Annotated in this window: 3 protein-coding genes; all 3 read right to left on the bottom strand. The window is 56.5% G+C overall.

All coding sequences use genetic code 11. The features are described 5' to 3' along the window. Positions 1 to 186 precede the first annotated feature (186 nt). Positions 187 to 3,234 (bottom strand): DEAD/DEAH box helicase, encoded by a 3,048-nt coding sequence (locus ACYVG7_RS11370; protein ID WP_460883225.1) that lies wholly within the window; start codon positions 3,232 to 3,234, stop codon positions 187 to 189. Continuing rightward, a complete protein-coding gene (locus ACYVG7_RS11365; protein WP_460883224.1) occupies positions 3,235 to 5,208 on the bottom strand; it encodes an EH signature domain-containing protein in 1,974 nt (657 codons plus the stop codon). Positions 5,209 to 5,294: 86 nt separating this feature from the next. Next, positions 5,295 to 5,648, bottom strand: a complete 354-nt coding sequence (locus tag ACYVG7_RS11360; RefSeq protein WP_460883223.1) for an OmpA/MotB family protein — start codon at positions 5,646 to 5,648, stop codon at positions 5,295 to 5,297. Positions 5,649 to 5,731: the final 83 nt, after the last annotated feature.

The following is a 5,731-nucleotide window of genomic DNA, read 5'->3' as shown; positions in this document are numbered from 1 at the left end:
TGGTATCCATAGCGGGCACCTCAGTCCAGCGAACTTACTGCAAGTATAGATTGCCCCAACACGTAAAGGGAACAGCGCCGCGTTTTTCCCCAGAACTGATCACTATGTGGGAGGCGCCCACGTCCAAGCCGCCGAGTTCAACCGGGCTTTGGGGCTGGCAGGGGAAGGCGCGTTTGGCAGCGATGTCTATAGCCCCATAGCTTGCGTCATCTCCCGTTCGCTGACGGCTTCGGGGGTGACGACGGCATCCTTTAACATCAGCTTGCCCCGCAGCAGGCGATCCAGATGAACATCGAAGGCATCATATTGCGGGTGGGTGAGGGTCGGCAGATGGATAAACACCGGCTTTTGCTGACCGATCCGGTAGACCCGATCCGAGGCTTGCGCCTCCTTGGCCGGGTTCCAGTGACGCTCCAGGTGGATCACATGGTTGGCACCCACCACGGTCAACCCGACCCCGGCCGCTACGGGGGACATGATCAGTACATTGAAGCCGGGCTTGGCCTCGAACTGGCTAATCAGCTTCTTGCGGGTCAGATCCTCGGCCTTGCTGGCCACTGCCTTGGTGTCACCGTTGATGATGGCGATGTCCAGGCTGTAGATCTGATCCAGCCAGAGCTTGAGTACCCGCTGCAGCCGCTTGGTCATCATAAACAGGATGACCTTTTCGTTCTGGCTGCGGATCCGCTCCAGCAGCTGCAGGACTATGGTGAGCTTGCCGGACTCTTGCATCAGCAGGCGAGCCTGTTTGGCATCCTGGCTGTAGAGTGCACTTTCGTCATCCAGCCTGGGATGCAACGAGATGCTTCTTAGCCGGGAGAGTGCCGCCAGGGCGGCCCCTTGCATGTTGTCGGTAGTGGCCTTGCGACTGCGGTAATCATCCAGCACGGCATCATAGGCCTGCAGTTGCATGCCGCTCATGACGCGGCCCAATTCGGGGTGATAGCGTTGCTGTGGGCTATCGACTTGCTCGACACCCCCGCAGATGGTCTTGCTGGGCAGCCCCTTGAGCTGATCTTCCTTCACCCGGCGTAACATGAAGGTACCTACGGTGTGGCGTAACTGCTCGCCAATCTGTGCGCGCACTTGGTCTCGTTCTGACTCTTCGGCATTCAGGATGGGTTTGATCCAGCTATCCCGGTAGTGTTGCCAACTGCCGAGTAACCCGGGTTGGGCGGTATCCAGCAGGCACCAGAAATCTCCCAGACTGTTTTCCACCGGAGTGCCGGTTGCCAGCAGCTTGAAGTCGGCCTTGAGGCCTTTGGCGGCTCGGGTCTGCAGGGTGTTAGGGTTTTTGATGTTCTGCGCCTCATCGAAGATGACCATGCCCCAGTCGATGCGACAGAGTGAAAACTGGTAATCCCGCAAGGTCTGATAGGTGGTCAGTACCAGGCGTCTGTCCATGTCCAGCCGATGCATCCCTGCCTCTGGGCCTATGGCCAGGGCATAGCGGATGCTCTGCTCATCCAGCATGTCGTCTTCATCGGCAAAGGATGCCAGCTGCACTGATTCTCTTTCTGCCCCCTGGATCCGAAAGTCCTTCAGATCGCGACCTGCCTGCAACACCACCAAGTCACGAAAAGGCACGGTGTTGTAGGTCTTGGCCACCTCGTCTTCCCAGTTTTCCAGCAGGCTCAAGGGCGCCACCACCAGAATGGGTTTTTCAGCCTGGCCCTGGCTGCGTTGACGCTGCAGGTATTCACCGACGGCCACCAGGGTCATGTAGGTTTTTCCTAGCCCCATGTCATCGGCCAGCAGGGCGCCCTGTAAGCGGTAGAGATCCTCGGGATCTTCATGCAAGGCCACATTCAGCAGTTTTAGCATCCATTCGACGCCTTCTTGCTGGTGAGGGAAGGGCGCGCGCGCATACCGTGACCAGTCTGGTGAGACTGGCAGGGTGGCCGCATGGGCCTTGCTCAACAAGGTTGCATAGATGGCATCCGCCTCCTTGAGGATCACTGCAACACGCTCTTTGGTTTCCCCATCGCTGGCTTCTGGTTCTTCCGACCCGGGTTCCTGATCAATGTCGGTATTACGGTCAAAACGCCGTTTAATAGCCTCGATCTGTTCATCCACGGCTTGGGCATTGGTGATATCGATGGTCTGTTCACCAAAGGTCAGTGAGGTGGCGCCTTGGGCTCGCGCCGCCTGCAACAGCTCCTCAAAGCGCCGCAGTTCTTCGGGGGACTGGATTACTCCAGCCAGCACCTCAGGAGGGGAGGGGCGAGCACCCAGGGCAAACCAGTCGTTCTGTTGGGTATCGAGGCCACCAAAATCCATGTGCTGTAGTCGGCCGACGCCGGCGACACGAATGGAAAAACCGACTTCGAGGTTGACCAAGGCCGCATCCAAAAAGGCGGTGGGGGTGGCAATGAATTCGGCAACCTTGTCCGCTGGAATGCGAGTATTGGCCAGTACGTTGCGGATCCCGGCCAACCGGGTTTCGTCCAGCAGTACCACGCGATTATCGATTCGCAATACACCGCCATTGGCGCTCATATCGATCTGCGCCCATCGCTTCTGCAATTGATCTGGCGAGGAACCCTCTCCCAGACTGGGGCAAAGCTGTAGGCTGCCATCCGGCATGCGGGTGGCGATGACGCCTATGTTGTCTGGCACCACTACGTCAAGGCGCTCAAAATGGCTGAGGTCAATGGACATACCGCTGCGCGCCGCAGTTTGCAGTTCGGCCATCAGTCGCAGGTTGGCGGCTTCGCCTCGCTGCTCGGCTGCCAGGGTCTCGTGTTGCTCCCACGCCATCAGCCCCACTAACTCAGCCGGCGTCAGCCAATAGCGCTCTTGGCTACCCAAGTAAAGAAAGGGTCCTTTGCGGGAAAAGGGGGCTTCCCCTTCTGGCATCTTGGCTGTTATGGCCACCCGAAAACCGCTGTTACCGGTTCGGCCGTGAATCGTGGTGACAAATTGCCCGGGGAAGCGGGGCGGCAGATCAAGGATCTCGGCTTGTTCGGCATCCATACCAGAGATGTCTTCCGCCTCAAGATGAAAGCCATTGGCGGTGGTCTCGGCCACCCCCTGCTCAGCTAACATGTTGAGGCAGATGAGTTGCACCTTTTGCCGGGTGTTTCCTTGGCCGGCCTGCAGCGATTTGAACTCACCTGCTGGCAGGTAAAAATTCAACCCGCTGGAGTCGGGTTGGCTGTGAAAACCGGGCTGGTTGTTGCTGGCGTTGTCCGTATCACCAATAAAGGATCGCAAGAATTTGACTAAGCGCATTTAGTGGCCTCTGTGATGCTCTTCATAAGCGGTTAATTCCGCGGCAGCCACGGATGTGAGGTGCCAGCCATATTGGTCGTCTTGCCAGCAGAGTGTACCAAGGGGCCCGTAAAGCTGTTGATTGACCTCTTGAACTGTCATACCCAAGACGTTAGCGGCATGACGGGCCTTGTCACCGGCATTGGTGGCAAAGTATTGCAGTACCTTGAGCTCTAGCGGTTTGAGCTGGCTAACTCGAGGGCACAGTTCGGAGAGCGATGGCGTCTCAACAACGTTAGTGTTGGTTATCTCGTCCGAACGGGGCGTTTCTGGAGCCGGCTTGTTCTTGTATTTGATTTTGTATTTGAGCTTTGAAACCAGCTCGGCTGACAGCTTGTTCACTTCCCGTGTGGTATTGGCTGAAGACAGGGATGTATCTGTTTCAGGCTTGGCTTGATGGGGGGGCGTCGCCGTAGTTCTGACAGTTTGTGAAGACTGGAAACTGGCTTGAGTCGTCTGATGCGACACTGGTACGGCAGTTGGCTGGGATGCCTGCTGACTCGGTGTTGGCACCAGTGTCCGTTTGGGATTGACGGCTGGAATGCCAAGGCGGCGCAGCTGGTATTGGTAGTCCTGACGACTCAGTAGTTGCTCCATATCCAGACCGATGCCGTTGTCTGCCAAGAAGGTGAAGACCTTGTGCTGCCAAGTGTGTGGTGTGTGGACGATGCTTGCGAGAGGTAGATTCCCGTATCGTTTTTGGTAGCCAGCAGGAATGGTTGAGGTCAGAGCTGCGTGGCTGAATATGCGTTTCTCATACGTGGTCAGCATGTCACTTGGGGGGGCCAAATAGACCCAAATTTTGAAACTGTGGGAGCCTTCAATCAGGTAGAAATCGCCACAGTCCAGATAGATTACCGCTTTATCGCTCATAGCCCCATCCATGGGGGCGAAGCTGGTTTTTACTTCCTTACCCAAAATCCCCTTAACGATTTGCTGGGCCCGGTTACCGAGTAGCAGACGGGTATTACGGATCAGTTTGAGTTTGAACAAGCCCTCAAGAAACAGCTTTCTGGCGGGAAACATCCGCTGTAATTCGTCGTTATGACTCTGGATCCCATATTGCTCAACGGCCTGCAAAAAGAGGCGAAGATCCTCTTTGGATAGCCAGCCTCTGACTTTTTGGATGCGAGCCTCACCCAGTGGTTGCCACCATTGACGGTAATTTGTGGCGGCGCTGGATATGCGGGGATCGCCTGCTAGGTTGAGGATGAAGGTTTGCCAGGCATCGCTGGGCTCCTGGCCTGTGCGGTCGATCAGGATCTCCAGCGCGGCATGGCCGATACAGCGGTCCCCCTCAAAGGGAGCCTTGCTGACCGAGGGTTTAAGCAGCTCATCCATCACAGGTGACCATTCGACCAGTGACAGAGTGCGCAAGGTCTCGAGATAGAAGTGAGCCCGACAGATATCGCCGTAGCGGCCATCATCCAGGCCTTGCAGGCCCAGTTCGCTAAATGTTGTAGCAAGCTCGCGTCCTGCTTGTAGCGTCTGCTCGGCGAGTTGACGAGGGCCGTCCAGTCCAAGAAGTTTGTGCCCTTCTTGTTTGAGGCTGATGAGTGGGTTGGGCCGCAGCGAGGGGATGCGGGGTTCTGGTAGTTGCTCGAGTTGTAACAGCAGTGCCTGTTCCAGCAGGGCACGAAATCCATCATGTTGGTCTAGCAAGTCGAATTGGCGAAAGTAGAGCTGTACCAGTTGCTGGAGTGTGATACGGGTCAGCCTGGGTTGTTGGGCATGCAGCAGCGCGGAGAGGAGTTGGGGGCTGAGCAGCCGCTCGGCATACCGGTCACCACTAAGCCAAAACCAGCTGAGGGCACGTGCAGTGACTCGGCGCTTTAGCAGCCCAGGTAATGCCTCAAACCGGCCTGATATGGCCATGTTGCGCAGCAAGGTCAGCATCTGGCTGAAGGCGTCGTTGTGCCCTGCTGTCCCTTCCATCCTGGAAGCCTTCGTCTGGAGTTCGGTCCAGGCGTTTACCATGGGTAGGCCCCACGTGGTTGGCATGGGTTTGGACTCGGGCAACTTCATTGCTGAAGTTCCTTCTGCAGCCGTTCCTTCACTTGTTCGTATTGGGTGCTGTCTGGTCTGCGGATGGTAAAGCGAATGTCGATGCGACGATTACGCTTAAAATCTGTCTCCGTCACTTGATTAGACACCGCTGGCCGTGTTTCTCCATAGCCACTGACCGAAAAGAGGGGATGGCCATCTCTATTTTTCAGCCGGGATAGTTGTTCATCACCGATGAGTGATTTTTCCCAAAACTGCCAGAGGGAAATGGCGCGGAAGGTTGACAGACCCCAGTTACCCTTGCCCATAAAGCCCTGCAGGGGACGGTTGTCGGTATGTCCTTCGATGAAGATGGTATCGAGGAACTCCACTCGGCGTTGTTGCTCAAATCAGGGAACTATCCCGCAGTTTGGTGATCTGATCTCTTAGGTTCACCACCGGGAGCGCCAGATGG

The sequence above is a fragment of the Pseudaeromonas pectinilytica genome (assembly GCF_054780855.1).
This window is presented reverse-complemented; position numbering and strand designations above follow the sequence as displayed.

Bases quoted from the DNA above. Each gene is read 5' to 3' on its own strand.
- ACYVG7_RS11370 (WP_460883225.1), bottom strand. From the start codon at position 3,234: ATGCGCTTAGTCAAATTCTTGCGATCCTTTATTGGTGATACGGACAAC.
- ACYVG7_RS11365 (WP_460883224.1), bottom strand. From the start codon at position 5,208: ATGGAAGGGACAGCAGGGCACAACGACGCCTTCAGCCAGATGCTGACC.